The following is an 18,394-nucleotide window of genomic DNA, read 5'->3' as shown; positions in this document are numbered from 1 at the left end:
AGCTAGGTGATATGCAGGGAAAGCACACCGGAACATGGCTGGCAAGCAGCGGCGGGGATCCGCCTGGCAGGGTTGTCGCTGTTTGTCGCTGGGGCCTTGGCGATGACAGCCTGCACGGCAACTTCGGCTTCGCCGGTGGGCCAAGCTGCTGTTACGCCAGCACCTTCCACCACGTCCCAAACCGCACCAAGCGTGGCCCCCGCCGTCGCTGCAACCACCGCCGCTGTGGAATCGGCCCTCAAAAAGCTTGTGGCCAGTAGCCCCAAACCGGACCGCGAAGCAGTACGTGCGGCTTTGGCGGCCGCCGGCATCCCGCAAGCCAGCCTTGAAGTCTCTGTCAGCCGCACACCAACCGGGCTCGATGTCGACGCCATGGAAGCCGCCGCCCTCACGGGTGAAAGCTGTGTCATGGGGCAGATCCGTGATGGTGGAGTGGTGGTGACAGTGCTGCCCGTGCTGGCCACCGGAAAATGCTTCGTGGGAGATGCCCGCTAGCTTCACTCCAGCACCCGAATGTGAGTTAAGTACGCCTAGCCACTAGATTTAAGGGTATGGCGGAATTCATTTACACGATGACCAAGGCTCGCAAGGCCGTTGGCGACAAACTTATTCTGGACGATGTCAGCATGTCGTTCTACCCTGGCGCGAAGATCGGCGTCGTGGGACCGAACGGTGCTGGTAAGTCCACCATCCTGAAGATCATGGCCGGACTGGACACTCCTTCCAACGGCGAGGCCCGCCTGAGCCCCGGCTACACCGTGGGCATCCTCCTGCAGGAACCGCCGCTGAACGAGGAAAAGACCGTCCTGGGCAACGTCCAGGAAGGCGTGGGCGAGATCTACGGCAAGATCCAGCGCTTCAACGAGATCTCCGAGGAAATGGCCAACCCGGACGCGGACTACGAAACGCTCCTGGATGAGATGGGCAAGCTGCAGGAAGCCATTGACGCTGCCGACGCCTGGGACATCGACTCCCAGCTCGAGCAGGCCATGGACGCGTTGCGTTGCCCGCCGGCAGATTCGGATGTCACCGTCCTGTCAGGTGGTGAGCGCCGCCGCGTTGCGCTATGCAAGCTCCTTCTCCAGAAGCCGGACCTCCTGCTCCTTGACGAGCCCACCAACCACTTGGACGCAGAGAGCGTTCTTTGGTTGGAACAGCACCTTTCCCAGTACCCCGGTGCCGTTCTTGCCGTAACCCACGACCGTTACTTCCTGGACCACGTGGCTGAGTGGATTGCAGAAGTCGACCGCGGTCACCTCTACCCGTACGAAGGCAACTACTCCACGTACTTGGAGAAGAAGAAAGCCCGTCTCGAGGTCCAGGGCAAGAAGGACGCAAAGCTGTCCAAGCGCCTGACGGAAGAGCTTGAGTGGGTGCGCTCCAACGCCAAGGGCCGCCAGACCAAGTCGAAAGCCCGTCTGGCCCGCTATGAAGAAATGGCTGCGGAGGCCGAGCGCACCCGCAAGCTGGACTTCGAAGAGATCCAGATTCCGCCGGGACCGCGCCTGGGCTCCTTGGTCATCGAAGCCAAGAACCTGAAGAAGGGCTTCGACGATCGCGTACTGATCGAGGACCTTTCTTTCTCGCTGCCGCGCAACGGCATCGTCGGCGTCATCGGGCCGAACGGTGTGGGTAAGTCCACACTGTTCAAGACGATCGTCGGCATGGAGCCGTTGGACGACGGTGAGCTCAAGATCGGCGAGTCCGTGAAGATCTCCTACGTTGACCAGTCCCGTGGCGGCATCGATCCCAACAAGTCGCTGTGGGAGGTTGTCTCCGAAGGCCACGACTTCATCCAGGTGGGCCAGGTCGAGATGCCGTCCCGCGCATACGTATCGGCGTTTGGCTTCAAGGGTCCGGACCAGCAGAAAAAGGCCGGTGTCCTCTCAGGTGGTGAGCGCAACCGCCTCAACCTGGCACTGACGCTCAAGCAGGGTGGCAACCTCCTGCTCCTTGACGAACCCACTAACGACCTCGACGTCGAAACCCTGAGCAGCCTTGAGAACGCCCTTCTCGAATTCCCGGGTTGCGCCGTAGTGGTATCGCACGATCGCTGGTTCCTCGACCGGGTGGCCACCCACATCCTCGCCTACGAAGGTGACGACGAGAACCCGTCCAAGTGGTACTGGTTCGAGGGTAACTTCGACTCCTATGAGGAGAACAAGGTGGAGCGCCTTGGCCCCGATGCTGCCAAGCCGCACCGCGTTACGCACCGCCGCCTGACCCGCGACTAATTACCGTCGCCGGCGGGTACAAATGTAGAAAGGCCGGTCCCTTGGGGGGCCGGCCTTTCTGCGTTTGCTTCCGAAGCTTACGCTTGCGAAGCTTACGGAATCCTGACCATGCCCTCTTGCGCCACCGTGGCAACATGCACACCGTCGCGGTTGAAGATCCGGCCAGTGGCGAGCCCACGCGCGCCTTGTGCACTGGGCGACTCCTGGACGTACAGCATCCATTCGTCCACGCGTACAGGGCGGTGCCACCACATGGCGTGGTCAAGGCTGGCGACGCTCATTCCCGGCGTCATCCAGGCAAGGCCGTGCGCACGCAGGATTGGCTCCAGGAGCGTGTAGTCGCTGGCATAGGCAAGCGCTGCCCGGTGGAGGTTGGGGTCGTCGGGCAAGGGGCCCATGGTCTTCATCCACACTGCGTTGGTAGCCACCTGCTGGGCGGGAGGCGATACGTACAGGGCGGGGTCAATGTGGCGAACATCGAACGGTCGCTCGGATGACATATGCCGGGCCATCGGGTGGTCGAAGTGGGACAACAACTCGGCCGTGCTGGGCAGAGATTCGGGATCAGGGATGCCTTGCGGCATGGTGGCCTGATGGTCCAGTCCGGTGTCTTCCACCTGGAATGAGGCGATCATGGAAAGAATCGGGACGCCGTCCTGGTAGGCGTGCACGCGTCGGGCGGAAAACGACCGGCCATCGCGCAGCCGTTCAACACCAAAAGTGATGGGCTTGTTGGCGTCGCCAGGCCGCAGGAAGTAGCCGTGCATCGAGTGCGCCACCCTGTCCGGCTCTACGGTCCGCATGCCGGCCATCATCGACTGGGCCAAAACCTGGCCACCAAAAACGCGGTGGCGGGGTTGCTTCTGGGACGGGCCCAGGAAGATGTCCTCGTTGGTCCGGGCACCATCGAAGTCACCAAGGTCCAGCAGGCCTATCAGCACTTCCATGGGGTCTTCTGCGGGTGCTTCCACGTCAAGGCCAGCGTTCGTCTCAGTCATGGTTCGACTTTAGACGCCGCCCCGACCCCTCTCAACCGAGGACATGCCGGTAGAGTCGATCATGTGACAGACGTCTTGACCCAGTCCTTCCGTTTCGCCGATCCCCGTGACCTTGCTGACCTGAAAACCTTCGTCACCCGGGCAAAAAGCATCGACGACGGCGCCATCCGCCTCCAGGCCGCAGGCAATGTCCTGGCTGCCTATGTGTGTGTCCTCAGGCCCCGCATTCTGGGGGAGTCCACGCCCACGATCCTTGGCCTGCGAACCATGGCCTTGGCGGAGCCAGCCCACGCGGACGTCACGGTGACGCTCGCGTCCGTGATGGACCGTTTGGCCCGCTCCGGTGCCGAGGACGTGGAACTACCCATTCCGCCGTCGACAGTTTCCGAGTCATGGGCCGGTGTCGGCGCACCCCGCAGCGGTTGGGAGGCCCAGGGCGTCATGCTCGACGCCGACCTCAAGTCCGCGGCCGAGGCCGGCATCGCGGAGGTGGCTGGCGTGATACCCACTTTGGCGGGTGCCGCCGTCGTCAACAGCGCCAGGGCCGCTGTCTGGGGCCGGGCTCTCCCCGGTGCGGGTGAACTGCCCGCAGGAGCCGCGTTCGCCGCCTTTGCCCTGGGTTTCCTGGGCGACGCAGAGCAGCAGGTCTTCCGCAACGGACGCTGGTTCCGCTTGAGTGGTCCCCGCGGCCACGTGCTTGTTCGCACGGGCGCGGGGTTGGGCCTCGGTTTTTAGGCCCTAGGCGTCCGGTCCGGCTGATGGGCTGTTGACCATGGTCAGCGCCGCTCGTTCCATGTAGTCCCACAGGGTGCCCTCGTGCAGCGGGGACAGCTCAAGGGAATCGACGGCGCTCCGCATGTGGAAAAGCCAGCGATCCTTGGCCTCGGGGGTGACCCGGAAGGGCATGTGACGCATCCGAAGGCGCGGATGGCCGCGTTCCTCGCCGTAGGTGGTGGGGCCGCCCCAGTACTGCTCCAGGAACATGAGGAAACGGCGCTTTGCCGGCTCAAGGTCCTCCTCCGGGTACATGGGGCGCAGGAGGGGATCAGTTGCTACTCCGTCGTAGAAGACATCGATGAGCTTGACGAACGTCTGGTGCCCGCCGACGGCTGCGTAGAAGCTGTCCGTGTAAGCCGGCTGGCTGAACGGGTCGTTCTGCATCAGCTGGCGTCGGGGGCCCGCTTGGGGTGCCGGGGGTTGCCCGCCTGCGGTACTACTCATTGGACTTCTCCTCGGCCTTGGTGACGCGCGGGGCGCCTGCTGTCACCGGCGCTGCTGCTGCGCCGGGTTCGTCGCTGGTGTCAGGTGTCTCCAGCGGCACGTAGTCTCCCTGGGAACGGTTTCCGACCCTCAGGATTTCACCGTTCCGCAGGTACCAGATGGCTCCATCTTCGGCACGGACACGGGTAATGCGCAGGCCTACCGATTCAACGGTACCAATGACTTCGCTGGTGACGATCACATCGCCAATCCCGTATTGGTCTTCAATGGTAATGAAGATTCCCGCGAGGAAATCGCGGATCAACTGCTGGGCGCCGAAACCGATGGCGACACCCAAAATACCCACGCTCGTCAACAGCGGTGCGACATCCACGTTCATGTATTTGAGGACGTAAATGATCACGATTACCACCACTACGACGCTCACCAGGCTCGTCAACAGCGAACCGATGGTCTCGGCACGTTGTGATCGGCGTTCGTGGTCCAGTGCGCGGATGGCAGGTTGCACCCACTTGAAATGCGGCTTCTTGAAGAAAGAGCTGCCTGCGGAGACCCGTCGGGTGATGCGCAGGATGATGAAGCGTGCCACGATCCACACGGCCAGGCCCACGCCTACTGTGATGAGGATTGACATGAGGTCGATCTTCTCGGGTTCGATGTTGATTGCTTCCGCCAGGGGGATGGAGGTCAAGGTTGAATAACTCCTTGTCGTCGGCCCGTGTTCGCCGGGCGCGGAACACTCTGTCCACCTACAACCCTAGCGCCGTAGCGTGACGGTATGCGCATCCTGGTCTTGGGCGGTACCGCCTTCCTGTCGGCTGAAATCGCTCGGCAGGCCGTTGCTTCCGGCCATAGTGTCACGTGTTTCGCGCGGGGTACTTCAGCGGACCCGCCCGACGGCGTCACCTGGGTAAGGGGCGACCGGACGTTGGGTGCCGCAGCCTTCGCGGACGTGGCTGGCCGCTGGGACGCCGTGGTGGACGTGTCGCGGGATCCCTTGCAGGCGCGCGTTGCATTGGACGTGCTGGGGCCGGGCACGCAGCACTGGACTTTTGTCTCCAGCTGTTCGGTGTACGCGGACCACTCCGTACCTGGCGCGGATGAAAGTGCTGCTCTCCTGGAGCCGTTGCCCGAGGGCCAGCCAGGCAGCCCGGAAACCTACGGAGAGTCCAAATCAGCGATCGAGCAGATGACGCTGGCCCTGGTGGGAGAGAAAGCGCACATCGTCCGGGCCGGGCTTATCGGAGGTCCAGGGGACGGCACTGACAGGTACGGCTACTGGCCCGCCCGGTTCGCCGCGAACACCAACACGGTACTGGTGCCGGACATTCCCGATGCCGCGACTCAGATCATCGACGTCCGGGACCTCGCCGCGTGGGTCCTGCGATCCGCAGAACAAGGGCTAGTGGGTACTTACAACGCCTTGGGGGATGTGGTGAGGTTTGGCGACTACATTGACGGATCCCAGCAGGTGGCTGGAACTGTGCAGGAGGACGTCGTCCGGCCCAGCGAAGCCTGGCTCGTGGAGCAGGGTGTGGACTACTGGGCCGGGCCTGATTCATTGCCCTTATGGCTGCCGCCGGGACATGACGGTTTCCAAGCCCGGTCCAATCGGGCCGCGCGGGAGCGCGGGATGGTTCTGCGGCCGTGGCAGGAAACGCTCGCGGCGACGCTTGAGGATGAAAAACGACGGGGTTTGGACCGGGACCGTAAAGCCGGCCTAGGCCGTGACACCGAGCAGAAGCTCGTGGCACTTTGGCGGGAACGTCAGCCCTAGGCCGCTTCCGCCGTCGTCATCGGCTCGTGCAGCACCGGAAAGTTGACGCTGCGCGCAATGAAGCACACCTGGTTCGCTTCGTGGTGAAGCTGCGGCATCAAGGCGGTGTGGGCGGGATCGGCGATGGTGACGTTCGGTTTGAGCGTTACGCTCTCGAATTGTCCGCTGCCGTCGCGGTTGAGCTTCATGAGCCCTTCAGCGTTGTCCTCGTAGCCGGTCACCACCACGCCATGCTTGACCGCCACATGCAGGAAGGACAGCATGTGGCACTGCGAGAGTGCGGCCAGGAGCAGTTGTTCAGGGTTGTAGCGTGTCCGATCTCCATGGAACGTGGGATCGGCCGATCCCTTCAACGTTGGCAGTCCGCTGATCTCGACGTCGTGGTCGCGTGAGTATCCCCGGTAGCTTGCGGTGCCTTCGCCGAGGTTTCCGGTCCAGCGGACGGTCAGCGCGTAGTGATGTTCGTTGAGGCCCATGCGGACAGTCTAGCCAGGCACGATCGACTGTCCGCACGGGCCTCAAGGGTGCTACTCGTTGATGTCCGCTGCCCGTGCGCGCAGGGCGCGGGCTACGGCGTCGCGGTTTTCGAGCATCATGCGGCGCAGGGCCGCGCTTTCTTCGGGGAGCCCGGCCAGGAACTCATCAGTACGGTCCACCGTCGCCTGGGTGGTGAGTTGGGCGGGGTAGAGACCCACCACGATCTGTTGTGCCAGGGCGTGGGTGCGTTCCTTGACGATTCCCGGGACCGCTTCGAAGTACTTTTCCGCGTAGGGCTCCAGCAGGGAGGTGTCCGGGACCCGCATGAAGCCGGCCACGGCCGAGGACTGCAACGCGTTGGACAGCTCTCCGGTGACCACGATCGAGTCCCAGGCTGTTGCTTTGGCTTCCGGGGTGGGGATGGCTGCTGTGGCTTGGGCGGCCGCGTTCTGGCCGTTGGAGGTGTTGTCGCGGGCGAGTTCGGCGTCGATGCGTTCCTGGCCTTGGCGCCCGCCGGCCACCAGTGCGGTCAGGAGCTCCCAGCGCATGTCCTGGTCCACGGTGAGGCCTTCGAGGGTTTCTGTCCCGTCCAGGAGGGCTTGGATGCGGTCCAACTGGTCGCTGCTGCGGGACAGCTGCGCGTAGGACTTGGCGAATTGGAGTTGGGCATCGGAGCCGGCCTCCACGGAGGAAGCGAGTTCCCAGAGCTTGTCCGCGGCCGCGATGGTGGTGTCGGCTTTGTGGTCCGCGGCAACGTAGTACGTCAGGGTTGTGGCGAGTTGGCGGAGTTGGACCAGGATGACCGAAGAATCCGTTTCGTGGGCGATGTTGGCCAGGATCAGGTCCACGTAGCCGCGGGCCGGGGTTTCGCCGTCGCGCGCAGCGTCCCATGCCGAGCCCCAGACCAGGGTGCGGGGCAGGCTGGCCGCGAAGTCCTTCAGGTGGGCTTTGGCAGTGGCGAGGGAGTGTTCATCGAGGCGGACCTTGGCGTAAGCGAGGTCGTCGTCGTTGAGCAGGATCAGGTCCGGGCGTACTTTGCCCACCAAGGCGGGGACTTCGGTGCGGGGTCCGTCGACGTCGAGTTCCTCGCGGTGGGTGCGTTCCAGCTTGCCGTCATCGGAGAGCGAGTAGAAGCCGACGGCGAGGCGGTGCGGCCGGAGGGTGGGCTGTTCGTCGATCGCGGTCTGCAGGATCGCGAAACCGGTGATGGTGCCGTCGTCTGCCACCTCCAGGTCGGGGGCGAGGGTGTTCACACCGGCGGTTTCGAGCCAGAGTTTGCCCCAGGCGTCCAAATCGCGTCCGGATGCGGCTTCGAGTTCCTCCATGAGATCAGCGAGCTCGGTGTTCTTCCAGGCGTGCTTGGCGAAGTATGTACGGACACCGGCCATGAACTGCTCCGGGCCCACCCAGGCCACCAATTGCCGCAGCACGGATGCACCCTTGGCGTAGGTGATGCCGTCGAAGTTGACCTCCACGTCTTCAAGGTTGTTGATCTCGGCGAAGATCGGGTGTGTGGTGGGCAGCTGGTCCTGCTTGTAGGCCCAGGACTTTTCCACCGAAGCAAACGTGGTCCAGGCCCGGTCAAACTCAGTGTTCTCCACGGCAGCCAAGTGCGACATGTATTCGGCGAAGGACTCGTTAAGCCAGAGGTCGTTCCACCAGCGCATGGTGACGAGGTCTCCGAACCACATGTGCGCCAGTTCGTGCAGGACGGTGATGGCGCGGCGCTCAATCTGGGCACCGGTGACCTTGCCGCGGAAGACGTAGCCTTCCAGGATGGTGACGGCGCCTGCATTTTCCATGGCGCCGGCATTGAATTCCGGTACAAACAGTTGGTCGTACTTCTCGAACGGGTACGCGCAGCCGAACTGGGCCTCGAAGAACTCGAATCCCTGGCGCGTCAGTTCAAAGATGTTGTCCGCGTCGAGGTACTGCATGAGCGACTTGCGGGCGAAGACTCCGAGTGGGATGACCCGGCCGTCGGAACTCGTAACCTCGGAGCGAACGGACTGGTAGGGGCCGGCGATCAAGGCCGTGACGTAGGAAGACAAACGCGGGGTGGGCGCGAATTCCCACACGGAGCGGGCGCCGCCGTCCTCACCGGGCGCGGTTGCGGACGGAACCGGAGTGGGGGAGTTGGAGATGACGTCCCAGTGCGACGGCGCAGTGACCGTGAACGTGAAGCTTGCCTTCAGGTCGGGCTGCTCGAAGACGGCGAACATGCGCCGGGAGTCCGGAACTTCGAACTGGGTGTAGAGGTACACCTCGCCATCCACGGGGTCCACGAAGCGGTGCAGGCCTTCGCCGGTATTCATGTAGGGCGCGTCAGCAACGACTGTGAGTTCGTTCTCTGCCGCCAGCCCAGGCAGCTGGATGCGGATGCCATCGGAGATTTGGGCGGGGTCCAGGTCGGTGCCGTTGAGCGTAACGCTGTGGACCCTTTCGGTGATCGCATCGATGAACGTGGACGTTCCCGGCACAGCTGAGAACTTCACCACAGTGGTGGATCCGAAAAATTCCGGACCCTTGGTGAGATCCAAGGCGACGTCATAGGACTCGACGTTGAGCAGGGCGGCGCGGTTCGCGGCTTCGTCGCGCGTGAGGTTCAGGCCTGGCAAGTGGTGCCTCCGGGGATTGGCATGGCCGACCGGACAGGCCGGTCGCTGGTGTGAAGCCATTCTTTCACTCCGCGCCCGTAAGGCAAGGAGCCATCACCACAGTGTCGCCCCCACGGAGTAGCGTTGAACCATGGGACAGTTCCGGGACACTCTCGACTTCCGCGCACTGAGGTTTGCGGTGGCCTTTCCTCTGCTGCTCGCCCTTGGCTTCGTAGTGTGCGCGCAGATGCTGCGCAACGAGCTCCCCAACCCGGTGGCGGTGATGTGGAATTCCGACGGCGGTACCTCCTTCGCCCCGTTTGGCGCCTATGTGGCCGGCGGCGCAGCCCTCATCGTCTGCTGCGGGTGGGCGGCCTTCCTCCAGTCGGTGCCGTTGTCCCGGCCCGTGATCATGAGGCGCGTCATGATGGGCCTGGGGCTCATGGTGAGTCTCTTCATCACCACAGTGCTGGCCGCTGGCCTGGTGGGGCAATCCGGTGCTGCTGACGCCCGGGAATCCCATGTGGACCCGATCGTTTTGGCCATGGGCAGTGGTGCGGCTTTGGCCCTGGGCGTGGTCATGATGTTTGCCTTCAAACCGGATCCCCGCTGGACGCACGAGGACGACGCGGCGCTCCAGGCTGAGCTTCAGCTGCTCGAGGATCCCGATCTCGCCAGCGACACCATCAGGCTGTGGGTGCACGCCCGGAGCTCGGTTTTCATCATGATCATTGTGTCGGCCTTGTTTCCCGCTGCGTTGATAGCTGTGGCGGTCCCGTGGCTGGGTGCCTTGGTGGCAGCGGCAGCGCTGGTCGGCGCCGGGTTCCTGTTTGCCAGGGTGCGCGCCGACAGGGGAGGACTCCAGGTGTTCGCCGGTGGCATCGTGCGCGTCCTGGCCGTTCCCGCCGTCGAGATCGCAGCGGCGGCCCCCGCAGAAGTCAGGGCCGCCGACTACGGCGGGTGGGGCTGGCGACACCATGATGACGCCACGGCGATGCTGGTCAGCAGCGGTCCTGCCGTCGTCGTAAGGAAACTTAACGGTGGGCGTGTGGCGCTCAGCGCCGGCACTCTTGCCTCGGCTGACAAACTCGCCGGAATCCTCAACAGGGCCGCCCATCGGGCCCAGGACGAAGGTCAGGCCCAACAACCCGGGTAGCGGTACCCTAGGTAGCGCATCCCTTATCGCCGCGCCCGGCATGCGCTGTGCCGCTGCCCAGTGCCGTACCGGCGCGCCACAAAGAAACGGACTTCCTGTGACTACACCCCGCGTCCACATCGCTACGGACCACGCCGGCATGGAACTGAGTGCCCACCTGGTCAGCCACCTCACCGCCAAGGGCTACGAAGTGGTGGATCACGGGCCCAAGGAATACGACGCCCTGGATGACTACCCGTCCTTCTGCATCAACGCCGGCGTTGCCGTCGTGGCGGACCAGGAGGCCGGCGTGCACGCGCTGGGCATCGTCCTGGGTGGCTCCGGCAATGGCGAGCAAATTGCTGCCAACAAAGTCAAGGGCGTCCGCGCTGCGCTGGCTTGGAACCTCTCCACCGCCAAGCTGGCCCGCGAACACAACGACGCCAACGTCGTGGCCGTCGGAGGCCGCCAGCACAGTGTTGAGGAAGCCACCGAACTCATCGAAGCGTTCCTGCAGGAACCGTTCAGCAATGACGAACGCCACGTCCGCCGCATCGGCAAGATCGCGGTGTACGAAACAACCGGCGAAATCGTCGAGTAGTGCCTGAAGGGCATTCGGTCCATAGGCTGGCGCGCCAATTCCAGGACGTTTTTGGCGGCCAGCCCTTGGACGTCTCCAGCCCCCAGGGGCGGTTTGCCTCCGGTGCGGAGCTGCTGACCGGGCACACCATGGTGGAAGCCACGGCACATGGAAAGCAGTTCTTCCTCAGGTTCGATCATGGGTTGTACCTGCACGTTCACCTGGGTCTGTACGGCGCGTGGAGTTTTGGCGGCGACAGCTCTTTCACGGGTGCCTCCAGCATCGGCGCCCCTCGGCGCATTGGCGAACGGGAAAGCGGCTCTGCCGGCGAAGACGGCGAGTATGCCGGCCCGCCCGCTCCGGTCGGCGCCGTACGGGTCCGGTTGGTCTCCCGCCACGGCTGGGCGGATCTTCGGGGGGCCACCACCTGCGCAGCCATCACCTCGGCTGAGGCGCAAACCGTGCTGGATCGATTAGGTCCTGACCCGTTGCACAACAGGGCAGGGGATCGCGACGAATTCATCCGTCGTCTCCGTCGCCGCAAAACGGCTGTGGCGCTGCTGATGATGGACCAGTCGGTGCTGGCCGGCGTCGGGAATATCTACCGCGCCGAAGTCCTGTTCCGGCAGGCAGTGGATCCCTGGACGCCGGGCAGCAGCATTGACCACGAGACCGCCGGCCGCCTCTGGGACGACACCGTGAACACCATGTCCGACGGCGTCCGGGACGGACGGATTGTTACGACGCCCGCCGCGCTGTGGACGTCGGGCAGTGCAACAGCGCCCGACGCCGATGCCCACTTTGTCTACAAGCGCAACGGCCTGCCCTGCCGGGCCTGCGGGACGCTCGTGGGTGTAACGGAAATCGGTGCCCGGAAACTGTATTGGTGCCCGGGCTGCCAAGTGTGAGCCCTCCGGGTTCTGCTCCCGAGCCAAGCAGAAACTCGCCGAAACAAAAACGCCCCGATCCGCAGATCGGGGCGTTTCACATGGAGGGGACGACGGGAATCGAACCCGCGTAATCAGTTTGGAAGACTGAGGCTTTACCATTAAGCTACGTCCCCAGGAGGAATATCCACTTTCAGGACAACTTCCCGGTGGCTGTTGAAGCCGGGTACAACTAAACCTAATTCCGGCGGCAGTGTCAAATGTGCATTCCTGGCTCGCTTACCCGTAGACTGTCCTGTGCATTCGGGGTGTAGCTCAGCTTGGCTAGAGCGCCTGCTTTGGGAGCAGGAAGTCGCAGGTTCAAATCCTGTCACCCCGACTCTGTGTTTGTGTCCGCTTCTGGGACGCAACAGAACCCCATACCCACAAAATCAGGAGTACTTAGACTGTGAAGAGCGCTGTCGAGAACCTCACCGCAACGCGGGTCAAGCTCAACGTTGAGGTTCCCTTTGAGGAACTGAAGCCGAGCATCGATGCCGCGTACAAGACCGTTGCTTCGCAGATCCAGGTTCCCGGATTCCGCAAGGGCAAAGTTCCCTCCAAGCTCATCGACCAGCGCGTTGGCCGTGGCTACGTTCTGGAGACGGCCATCAACGATGGCCTCAATGGCTGGTACCAGGCTGCAGTTCAGGAAACCGGTGTTCGCCCCCTGAGCCGCCCCGAGGTTGAAATCACCGAGGTTCCGGACCCGTCCGCAACCGACGGCGAGCTCAAGTTCCAGGTGGAAATCGACGTCCGCCCCGAGATCGAGCTGCCGGAGTACGCCGGCATCAAGGTCGAGGTTGCTGCTGCTGAGTCCTCCGAAGCTGACGTCGACAAGGCACTGGACGAACTGCGCGGCCGTTTCGGCACGCTGAAGTCCGTTGAGCGCCCGGCGAAGAACGATGACTTCCTGACCATCGACATCACCGCCACGATCGATGACGCCGAGATCGATTCCGCGTCCGGCCTGTCCTACCAGGTGGGCGCTGGCACCATGCTTGAAGGCCTCGACGAAGCCGTCACCGGCCTGTCTGCCGATGAAGAAGCGATCTTCGACACCACTCTGGTCGGTGGCGACCACGCCGGCGAAGCCGCCCAGGTCAAGGTTGTGGTCAAGGCCGTCAAGGAGCGCGAACTCCCTGAAGCCAACGATGACTTTGCTCAGCTCGCTTCCGAGTTCGACACCTTGGCTGAGCTCCGTGAGGACCTCGCCAAGCAGGCCGCCGACTCAAAGGTTGTTGAGCAGGGCGTAGAGGCGCGCGACAAGGTCCTGGACAAGCTCGTTGAGCTCGTTGAGGTTCCGGTTCCGGACTCCGTCGTCGAAGAGCAGATCGAGGCACACTTCAACCCGGAGAACGCCCACGGCGAAGGTGACCACGACACCGAGGAGCACCGCGCCGAGGTCAAGGCCAACACCGAGCGTGCTTTCCAGAACGAAATCATCCTTGACGCCATTGCGGACAAGGAAGAAGTTGATGTCAGCCAGAACGAGCTGATCGACTACATCGTCACCACCGCAAGCCAGTACGGCATGGACCCCAACCAGTTCGCCCAGATCATTGATCAGAGCGGCCAGGTTCCCATGATGGTGTCCGAGGTTCGTCGTCGCAAGGCATTGGCAGTTGTGCTTGGCCAGGCCGAGGTTGTCGACACCGAGGGCAACAAGGTTGACCTCACCGACTTCGTCCGTCCTGCAGGCGAAGCAGCAGCCGAAGAGGCTGCAGCCGTTGAAGCCACGGAGGAAGCGGAGACCGTCGCCAGCGACGACCCCGCAGCAGTGAAGTTCTAGTCAACGACTTCAACCGACCCCGGATCTCTGGATCCGGGGTCGGTTTGCTTTAAGCCTGAACATAGGTGCCGGACGCAGACGTGCGCCGTCAGCGAACAGTGCGATTTCGGCGAACAAATCGTCCTTGAAAACGGTTAGTGTCCAAGTAGTGAAGTTCAGTGAGGTCACTGGCACCAGCGAGAGGTAAGTACTTATGTCACAGCAATCAGAGGCTCCCCGGATGGCAACTGTCGATCCCGCAGCCCAGGACAACTACATCTACAACCGCCTGCTGAAAGAGCGCATTATCTGGCTCGGCTCTGAGGTGCGTGACGAGAACGCCAACGCCATCTGCTCCCAGCTCCTGCTCCTCTCGGCCGAAGACCCTGAGAAGGACATTTACCTCTACATCAACTCGCCAGGTGGATCCGTCACGGCCGGCATGGCTATTTACGACACCATGCAGTTCATCCCCAATGACGTAGTCACCGTGGCAACCGGCCTGGCAGCATCCATGGGTCAGTTCCTTTTGTCCTCGGGCACCAAGGGCAAGCGCTACGCAACCCCCAACGCCCGCATCCTGATGCACCAGCCCTCCGGCGGTATCGGCGGCACGGCGTCGGACATCAAGATCCAGGCGGAACTGATCCTGCACATGAAGAAGGTCATGGCTGAACTTACGGCCGAGCAGACTGGCCAGAGCGTGGAAACCATCCTCAAGGACAACGACCGCGACAAGTGGTTCACGGCCACCGAGGCCCTGGAGTACGGCTTCTTCGACAAGATCTCCGCCCACGCCGGTTCCGTTGCCGGTGGCGGCGGTACGGCCAACCAGTCGAACTCCGAAAACTAACCGGCACCAAAGAGCCACTGAAACCCCAGGAGTAAAGAACATGAACTACAACTTCGGATGGTCTGCCGGTAATCTCCCGTCCAGCCGTTACGTCCTGCCCCAGTTCGAGGAGCGCACGCCGTATGGCTTCAAGCGCCAGGACCCGTACACCAAGCTGTTCGAGGACCGCATCATCTTCCTCGGCGTCCAGGTTGACGACGCATCCGCCGACGACATCATGGCCCAGCTGCTGGTGCTCGAGTCGACGGATCCGGACCGCGACATCACCCTGTACATCAACTCGCCGGGTGGCTCGTTCACCGCCATGACGGCGATTTACGACACCATGCAGTACATCCGCCCGGAGATCCAGACGGTATGCCTGGGCCAGGCAGCCAGTGCTGCTGCCGTCCTGCTGGCCGCCGGTACACCCGGCAAGCGCCTGGCACTGCCGAACGCCCGCGTCCTGATCCACCAGCCCGCCCTGTCCGGCGGCCAAGGCGGACAGGCATCCGACCTCGAGATCCAGGCAGCGGAAGTCATGCGCATGCGCACCTGGCTTGAGGACACGCTGGCACACCACTCGGGTCGTACTTCCGAGCAGGTCAACAACGACATCGAGCGAGACAAGATCCTCACTGCTGCGGACGCCCTGAGCTACGGTCTGATCGACCAGGTTCTGGACTCCCGGAAGATCAAGCCGCAGGCAATCGCCCGGTAGCACACGGAAATCGACGCCGGTGCGGTTCAAGAAATATGGACCGCACCGGCGTTCTGTTTCCACGCAAGCAGCCCATTGTGACCTAGAGTGGATGTTGTCACGGTGGTGCCATCCGCGGCTTGGCCGCACACTTGAGTACGGCGCGGAGCCGCATCACCCGCATGCAACGAAGGGATTCCCACATGGCTCGGATTGGCGAGAGCACGGATCTGCTGAAGTGTTCTTTCTGCGGAAAGAGCCAAAAGCAGGTGCGGAAGCTGATTGCCGGGCCCGGTGTGTACATCTGCGACGAGTGCATCGAGCTTTGCAACGAGATCATCGAAGAAGAGCTCGCGGAAGTCTCGGATCTGGGTAGTTTTGAATTGCCCAAGCCCCGTGAGATCTTCGATTTCCTGCAGGAATACGTCATCGGCCAGGAACCCGCCAAGCGGTCGCTGGCTGTGGCCGTCTACAACCATTACAAGCGCATTCAGGCAGGGCATGCTCCCAAGACCGGAAGCCTTGGTGAGGGATCACACCACGAAGACGTGGAGATCGCCAAATCCAACATCCTCCTGATCGGGCCCACTGGTTGTGGCAAGACGTACTTGGCACAAACGCTGGCCCGGCGGCTCAATGTTCCCTTCGCGGTTGCTGATGCCACGGCCCTGACGGAGGCCGGCTATGTAGGCGAGGATGTCGAGAACATCCTGCTCAAACTCATCCAGGCCGCCGACTACGACGTCAAGAAGGCTGAGCAAGGAATCATCTACATCGACGAGATCGACAAAATCTCGCGTAAGAGCGAAAACCCGTCGATCACCCGCGATGTCTCCGGCGAGGGCGTGCAGCAGGCGCTGTTGAAGATTCTCGAGGGAACGGTGGCCTCCGTGCCCCCGCAGGGTGGGCGCAAGCACCCGCACCAGGAATTCATCCAGATCGATACCACCAACGTTCTCTTTATCGTTGCCGGAGCATTCGCGGGCCTGGAAGACATCATTGGGTCGCGTTCGGGGCGCAAGGGCATCGGGTTCGGTGCACCCCTCAACGAGGCCCGGGACAACGTAGATACCTACGGCGAAGTCATGCCCGAGGATCTGCTCAAGTTCGGCCTTATCCCGGAATTCATTGGCCGGCTCCCGGTCATCACCACGGTGTCCAACCTCGACCGCCCTGCCCTGATTCAGATTTTGTCCACTCCAAAGAATGCGCTGGTCAAGCAGTACCAGAAGATGTTCCAGTTGGACGGTGTGGACCTGCAATTCGATAACGACGCCTTGGATTCCATCGCTGACCAGGCCCTGGAACGCGGCACTGGTGCACGTGGCCTCAGGGCAATCATGGAAGAAGTGCTGCTTCCCGTCATGTTCGATCTCCCCAGCAGGGACGACATCGCCACGGTAGTCATCACAGCTGACGTGGTAGCCAAAAAGGCCCAGCCCACCATGATCGCCCACGACGTCGTGGCGAAGCGCCGGAATAAGTCGGCCTAGCCACCTGTTGGCCTAAACAAGGAGCGGTTCCTTCGGGATCGCGAGCCTCATGCCACCTTCCCACCCTTTTCGAGGAGTTCACTGTGCCTGAACAGACTGTGTCCGAAGCGACTGCCCCAGAACAGACAACCAACCGAGCCGATTTCTGGTTTGACCCCGTCTGCCCGTTCGCTTGGATCACGTCGCGCTGGATCGGTGAAGTGGAGCAGGTGCGGGGCATCGAAACTGAGTGGCACGTCATGAGCCTCTCTGTCCTCAATGAGGGCCGCGACCTCCCCGCCGACTACCGGGCCATGATGGACGACAGCTGGGGTCCCGTCCGTGTGATCATTGCTGCCCAGGAGCTGCACGGGAGCAGCTACGTCAAGCCTCTCTATGACGCCATGGGGGAGCAGATTCACCACGAGGGCAACAAGGACCGCGCTTCGGTGATTCAGAAGGCCCTCGCGGAGACCGGACTTCCGGCTGATCTGGCCCGCTTTGCGGACTCGGATGAGTACGATGCCCAGTTGCGTGTTAGCCATGAGGCCGGCATTTCGCTGGTGGGCCAGGACGTAGGTACTCCGGTTGTAGCCGTCAATGGAACCGCGTTCTTCGGTCCTGTGCTGACCCGCATTCCGCGCGGCGAGGAAGCAGGCCGTATCTGGGACGCTACCGTCACCCTGGCTGGCTACCCGCACTTCTTCGAGTTGAAGCGCAGCCGCACCGAAAGCCCTGAATTCAACTAACACACGTGAAGGGAAACGCTACTTAAGGAACCGTGAGGTCCGCCGGTCAGCAAGGATCTTCCCGTTGGTCTGGCATGTTGCGCAGTACTGAAGTGAGGTGTCCGCGAAGGACACCTCACGGACCGTGTCACCACACGCCGGGCATGGCTGGCCGGTCCGCGCATGCACCCGGAAGTTGCTGCGTTTGGTGTCCTTGAGCTCGCTGGAAGGTTTCCCGGCGGCCGCGTTGACGGCGCCCACCAATACCTCCTGCATGGACTCGTACAACCGGGCCACCGTCTCCCTGTCCAATGATTTTGCGCTGGCAAAGGGTGAAATCTTCGCTGCGTGGAGGATCTCATCGCTGTAGGCGTTCCCGATCCCGGCGATCACGCTTTGGCTGCGGAGTAGTCCCTTAATCTGCTGGGAACTGGAGCCAAGGATTACGGCCAGTGCGTCAAGATCGAAGTCGGGGCTGAGGGGCTCGGGCCCCAGGGTAGCAATGCCCGGGACGTCCTGGGGGTCCCTGACGACATAGATGGCCAGGCTCTTCTTGGTTCCCGCCTCTGTCAGGTCCACCCCGATGTGGGCATCATCCGCGGGCCGGTGGAGCAGGAGCCGTGCTGAGATGTTGCTTTTTCCCATGCGCAAGCCGGCCGATGACGGATGCTCCGTGTAGCGGACCCAGCCGGCCTTGGCCAGGTGGAACACGAAGAACAGGCCGTCAACGTCAATGCTGACGAACTTCCCAATGCGTTGCACGCCTTGGACGGTCCGGCCTTCCAAGGCGGTGTAGGGAGGGTCCGCGGTCTTGAGCGCGGAGATGGAGTTGATGCGGACTTCGGTCAGCACAGCTCCATGGAGTTGGGTGTCCAAGTACATGCACAGGCCGTGCACTTCGGGGAGTTCCGGCATGGACAATACTTTGCCACAGGTAGGTCCAAGG

General features: G+C 62.7%; 18 protein-coding genes and 2 tRNA genes. 13 read left to right on the top strand and 7 right to left on the bottom strand.

The window, feature by feature from the left end; all coding sequences use genetic code 11:
- Positions 1 to 6: 6 nt before the first annotated feature.
- Both ACR30Z_RS14240 and ettA read left to right on the top strand, forming a co-directional pair.
- The gene (locus tag ACR30Z_RS14240; protein ID WP_244296775.1) at positions 7 to 495 is read left to right on the top strand and encodes a DUF6993 domain-containing protein; all 489 of its coding nucleotides are present in this window, start codon (positions 7 to 9) and stop codon (positions 493 to 495) included.
- Between the two features lie 56 nt (positions 496 to 551).
- A complete protein-coding gene (ettA, locus tag ACR30Z_RS14235; RefSeq protein ID WP_144651453.1) occupies positions 552 to 2,234 on the top strand; it encodes an energy-dependent translational throttle protein EttA in 1,683 nt (560 codons plus the stop codon).
- A 92-nt stretch (positions 2,235 to 2,326) separates the two neighbouring features.
- Here ettA and ACR30Z_RS14230 read toward each other — a convergent pair whose 3' ends face one another.
- Positions 2,327 to 3,232: an acyl-CoA thioesterase gene (locus ACR30Z_RS14230; protein ID WP_144651461.1), complete on the bottom strand. Its 906-nt coding sequence runs from the start codon at positions 3,230 to 3,232 to the stop codon at positions 2,327 to 2,329.
- Between the two features lie 63 nt (positions 3,233 to 3,295).
- Here ACR30Z_RS14230 and ACR30Z_RS14225 point away from each other — a divergent pair, with 63 nt between their 5' ends.
- Entirely contained in the window at positions 3,296 to 3,967 is a 672-nt protein-coding gene (locus ACR30Z_RS14225) for a hypothetical protein (RefSeq protein ID WP_144651463.1), read from the top strand.
- Positions 3,968 to 3,970: 3 nt separating this feature from the next.
- Here the strand turns inward: ACR30Z_RS14225 and ACR30Z_RS14220 are convergent, their stop codons facing one another.
- Positions 3,971 to 4,453 carry a globin gene (locus tag ACR30Z_RS14220; RefSeq protein ID WP_144651465.1) on the bottom strand — a complete coding sequence of 161 codons (483 nt, stop codon included), beginning with the start codon at positions 4,451 to 4,453 and terminating at the stop codon, positions 3,971 to 3,973.
- The gene (locus ACR30Z_RS14215) at positions 4,446 to 5,144 is read right to left on the bottom strand and encodes a mechanosensitive ion channel family protein (protein ID WP_144651467.1); all 699 of its coding nucleotides are present in this window, start codon (positions 5,142 to 5,144) and stop codon (positions 4,446 to 4,448) included. Before ACR30Z_RS14215 ends, ACR30Z_RS14220 begins: the two co-directional genes overlap by 8 nt.
- 87 nt (positions 5,145 to 5,231) lie before the next feature.
- On the opposite strand from ACR30Z_RS14215, the gene ACR30Z_RS14210 reads away from it, so the two are divergent.
- Complete coding sequence (locus tag ACR30Z_RS14210; protein WP_434373166.1) at positions 5,232 to 6,230, top strand: NAD-dependent epimerase/dehydratase family protein; 999 nt, start codon at positions 5,232 to 5,234, stop codon at positions 6,228 to 6,230.
- Here the strand turns inward: ACR30Z_RS14210 and ACR30Z_RS14205 are convergent.
- Both ACR30Z_RS14205 and pepN read right to left on the bottom strand, forming a co-directional pair.
- On the bottom strand, positions 6,227 to 6,706 hold the full coding sequence (locus ACR30Z_RS14205) for an OsmC family protein (RefSeq protein WP_144651471.1): 480 nt from the start codon (positions 6,704 to 6,706) through the stop codon (positions 6,227 to 6,229). The genes ACR30Z_RS14210 and ACR30Z_RS14205 overlap by 4 nt on opposite strands.
- A gap of 51 nt (positions 6,707 to 6,757) precedes the next feature.
- A complete protein-coding gene (gene pepN / locus ACR30Z_RS14200; RefSeq protein ID WP_434373165.1) occupies positions 6,758 to 9,325 on the bottom strand; it encodes an aminopeptidase N in 2,568 nt (855 codons plus the stop codon).
- A gap of 130 nt (positions 9,326 to 9,455) precedes the next feature.
- On the opposite strand from pepN, the gene ACR30Z_RS14195 reads away from it, so the two are divergent.
- From ACR30Z_RS14195 to ACR30Z_RS14185, 3 genes are all read left to right on the top strand, one after another.
- On the top strand, positions 9,456 to 10,460 hold the full coding sequence (locus ACR30Z_RS14195) for a hypothetical protein (RefSeq protein WP_434373164.1): 1,005 nt from the start codon (positions 9,456 to 9,458) through the stop codon (positions 10,458 to 10,460).
- A gap of 97 nt (positions 10,461 to 10,557) precedes the next feature.
- Positions 10,558 to 11,040, top strand: a complete 483-nt coding sequence (locus tag ACR30Z_RS14190) for a ribose-5-phosphate isomerase (RefSeq protein WP_374955190.1) — start codon at positions 10,558 to 10,560, stop codon at positions 11,038 to 11,040.
- Positions 11,040 to 11,927: an Fpg/Nei family DNA glycosylase gene (locus ACR30Z_RS14185; RefSeq protein WP_434373163.1), complete on the top strand. Its 888-nt coding sequence runs from the start codon at positions 11,040 to 11,042 to the stop codon at positions 11,925 to 11,927. The genes ACR30Z_RS14190 and ACR30Z_RS14185 overlap by 1 nt, the downstream gene beginning before the upstream one ends.
- Positions 11,928 to 12,008: 81 nt before the next feature.
- On the opposite strand, the gene ACR30Z_RS14180 is transcribed toward ACR30Z_RS14185, so the two are convergent.
- Positions 12,009 to 12,082, bottom strand: a tRNA-Gly gene (locus ACR30Z_RS14180).
- Positions 12,083 to 12,210: 128 nt separating this feature from the next.
- On the opposite strand from ACR30Z_RS14180, the gene ACR30Z_RS14175 reads away from it, so the two are divergent.
- The 6 genes from ACR30Z_RS14175 (at position 12,211) to ACR30Z_RS14150 (ending at position 17,469) form a co-directional block, all read left to right on the top strand.
- Positions 12,211 to 12,285, top strand: a tRNA-Pro gene (locus tag ACR30Z_RS14175).
- 69 nt (positions 12,286 to 12,354) lie between these two features.
- Positions 12,355 to 13,737 (top strand): trigger factor, encoded by a 1,383-nt coding sequence (gene tig, locus ACR30Z_RS14170; protein ID WP_144651482.1) that lies wholly within the window; start codon positions 12,355 to 12,357, stop codon positions 13,735 to 13,737.
- A gap of 220 nt (positions 13,738 to 13,957) precedes the next feature.
- The gene (locus tag ACR30Z_RS14165; RefSeq protein ID WP_014922040.1) at positions 13,958 to 14,569 is read left to right on the top strand and encodes an ATP-dependent Clp protease proteolytic subunit; all 612 of its coding nucleotides are present in this window, start codon (positions 13,958 to 13,960) and stop codon (positions 14,567 to 14,569) included.
- A 40-nt stretch (positions 14,570 to 14,609) separates the two neighbouring features.
- Positions 14,610 to 15,269, top strand: coding sequence for an ATP-dependent Clp protease proteolytic subunit (locus ACR30Z_RS14160; protein ID WP_011775058.1), 660 nt, complete (start codon positions 14,610 to 14,612; stop codon positions 15,267 to 15,269).
- A gap of 182 nt (positions 15,270 to 15,451) precedes the next feature.
- A complete protein-coding gene (clpX, locus tag ACR30Z_RS14155; RefSeq protein ID WP_434373162.1) occupies positions 15,452 to 16,741 on the top strand; it encodes an ATP-dependent Clp protease ATP-binding subunit ClpX in 1,290 nt (429 codons plus the stop codon).
- Positions 16,742 to 16,824: 83 nt separating this feature from the next.
- A complete protein-coding gene (locus tag ACR30Z_RS14150) occupies positions 16,825 to 17,469 on the top strand; it encodes a mycothiol-dependent nitroreductase Rv2466c family protein (protein ID WP_434373160.1) in 645 nt (214 codons plus the stop codon).
- 18 nt (positions 17,470 to 17,487) lie between these two features.
- Here ACR30Z_RS14150 and ACR30Z_RS14145 read toward each other — a convergent pair whose 3' ends face one another.
- Positions 17,488 to 18,363: an Fpg/Nei family DNA glycosylase gene (locus ACR30Z_RS14145; protein ID WP_434373158.1), complete on the bottom strand. Its 876-nt coding sequence runs from the start codon at positions 18,361 to 18,363 to the stop codon at positions 17,488 to 17,490.
- Between the last annotated feature and the right edge of the window lie 31 nt (positions 18,364 to 18,394).

This window comes from Paenarthrobacter sp. FR1, assembly GCF_051106045.1.
GTDB classification, from domain to species: domain Bacteria; phylum Actinomycetota; class Actinomycetes; order Actinomycetales; family Micrococcaceae; genus Arthrobacter; species Arthrobacter nitroguajacolicus_A.
The sequence above is the reverse complement of the archived record's forward strand: the minus strand, read 5'-3'. Positions and strand labels throughout refer to the sequence as shown.

Excerpts from the sequence above, each read along its gene's own strand:
- ACR30Z_RS14195 (WP_434373164.1), top strand. The coding sequence starts at position 9,456 with ATGGGACAGTTCCGGGACACTCTCGACTTCCGCGCACTGAGGTTTGCG.
- ACR30Z_RS14165 (WP_014922040.1), top strand. The coding sequence starts at position 13,958 with ATGGCAACTGTCGATCCCGCAGCCCAGGACAACTACATCTACAACCGC.
- ACR30Z_RS14210 (WP_434373166.1), top strand. The coding sequence starts at position 5,232 with ATGCGCATCCTGGTCTTGGGCGGTACCGCCTTCCTGTCGGCTGAAATC.
- ettA (WP_144651453.1), top strand. The coding sequence starts at position 552 with ATGGCGGAATTCATTTACACGATGACCAAGGCTCGCAAGGCCGTTGGC.
- ACR30Z_RS14160 (WP_011775058.1), top strand. The coding sequence starts at position 14,610 with ATGAACTACAACTTCGGATGGTCTGCCGGTAATCTCCCGTCCAGCCGT.
- ACR30Z_RS14205 (WP_144651471.1), bottom strand. The coding sequence starts at position 6,706 with ATGGGCCTCAACGAACATCACTACGCGCTGACCGTCCGCTGGACCGGA.
- ACR30Z_RS14220 (WP_144651465.1), bottom strand. The coding sequence starts at position 4,453 with ATGAGTAGTACCGCAGGCGGGCAACCCCCGGCACCCCAAGCGGGCCCC.
- clpX (WP_434373162.1), top strand. The coding sequence starts at position 15,452 with ATGGCTCGGATTGGCGAGAGCACGGATCTGCTGAAGTGTTCTTTCTGC.
- ACR30Z_RS14230 (WP_144651461.1), bottom strand. The coding sequence starts at position 3,232 with ATGACTGAGACGAACGCTGGCCTTGACGTGGAAGCACCCGCAGAAGAC.
- ACR30Z_RS14145 (WP_434373158.1), bottom strand. The coding sequence starts at position 18,363 with ATGCCGGAACTCCCCGAAGTGCACGGCCTGTGCATGTACTTGGACACC.